The organism is Shewanella sp. 11B5, assembly GCF_002836795.1.
Classification (GTDB): domain Bacteria; phylum Pseudomonadota; class Gammaproteobacteria; order Enterobacterales; family Shewanellaceae; genus Shewanella; species Shewanella frigidimarina.
Genome location: NZ_PJAP01000133.1, coordinates 1 through 1199 on the forward strand (window position 1 = coordinate 1; position 1199 = coordinate 1199).

The following is a 1199-nucleotide window of genomic DNA, read 5'->3' on the forward strand; positions in this document are numbered from 1 at the left end:
AGATATCTGCAGAAACTCCACCAGACGAATATATGAGTAACTAACCTCAACTCGTCATTAGCGTTGAGGTGTCACTCAATGTTAATCCGGTTTGAACACTCCTATCATGCTGCCAGTCGTTTTTTGAGGCACTTTAATATCTGTTTGTTGCTCACGGTAATCACAGTCAGTACATTCAACCGTTTCAATTCCATTTTCTTTAAACAATAAAATACTGTCTTTAGCACTGCATTTAGGGCATTTAGCGCCTGCAACAAAACGCTTTTTAATTTTGGTCATGATTTACTCGACTTAGTGTTTACTGGTTGAGCTGTTAACTCAATAAGGTCTTTACCTGATTTATACGCCTATTTTGCCATGATTAGCCCACATGAGTCCCGTGATTGTGGGAAATAAATCGTAGATGCGATATTATCTGCACCATTATTCTATTCTTAAGTATCAAGTTGTAATTAATGATCAACATAAGCCAAGCTCAGTTAATTCGCGGCAGTAAAACCTTACTCGATGAAACCTCACTGACGATTTATCCCGGACACAAGGTTGGCCTTGTCGGCGCCAACGGTACAGGTAAATCATCATTGCTTGCCTTGATTTTAGGTCATTTACATCTAGATAAAGGTGAGTTTAGTTTCCCCTCAGGTTGGCAAGTTGCCTCTGTTGTGCAGGAAACTCCAGCATTAGATGTGTCGGCACTTGAGTATGTCCTCGACGGTGACACCGAATACCGAGATTTAGAAGCCCAACTAGAGAAAGCTCAAACCGACAATAATGGTAATGCCATTGCGCTTATTCATGGCAAAATTGATGCAATTGGCGGCTATGCCATTAAAGCGCGAGCAGGCGCGCTATTAGCAGGCTTAGGATTTAAGGATGCAGACCAAAGTAACCCGGTAAAAAGCTTCTCTGGTGGTTGGCGTATGCGCCTCAACTTAGCCCAAGCACTCTTATGTCGTTCAGACTTATTGTTACTCGATGAGCCAACCAACCACTTAGACCTAGACACCATGTATTGGTTAGAAGGTTGGATAAAATCTTATCAAGGGACACTCATTTTGATCAGTCACGATCGTGACTTTATCGATGGCATTGTTGGTGAAATTGTTCATGTTGAAAATCACAAATTAAATTACTACAAAGGTAATTACTCTTCTTTTGAACGAGTTCGCGCTGAACGCATGGCCCAGCAGCAAGTAGCC

At 41.7% G+C, this 1199-nt stretch carries 2 protein-coding genes; one reads left to right on the plus strand and one right to left on the minus strand.

All coding sequences use genetic code 11. The features are described from left to right. Positions 1-81: 81 nt before the first annotated feature. Complete coding sequence (locus CXF78_RS01100) at positions 82-279, minus strand: YheV family putative zinc ribbon protein (RefSeq protein WP_059744585.1); 198 nt, start codon at positions 277-279, stop codon at positions 82-84. Positions 280-455: 176 nt separating this feature from the next. Between CXF78_RS01100 and CXF78_RS01105 the strand changes: the two genes are divergently transcribed. Further along, the coding region (locus tag CXF78_RS01105) for an ATP-binding cassette domain-containing protein (RefSeq protein ID WP_145991301.1) at positions 456-1199 on the plus strand (744 nt) is incomplete at its 3' end.

Coding starts and splice junctions, on each gene's coding strand:
- CXF78_RS01100 (WP_059744585.1), bottom strand. CDS start 279: ATGACCAAAATTAAAAAGCGTTTTGTTGCAGGCGCTAAATGCCCTAAA.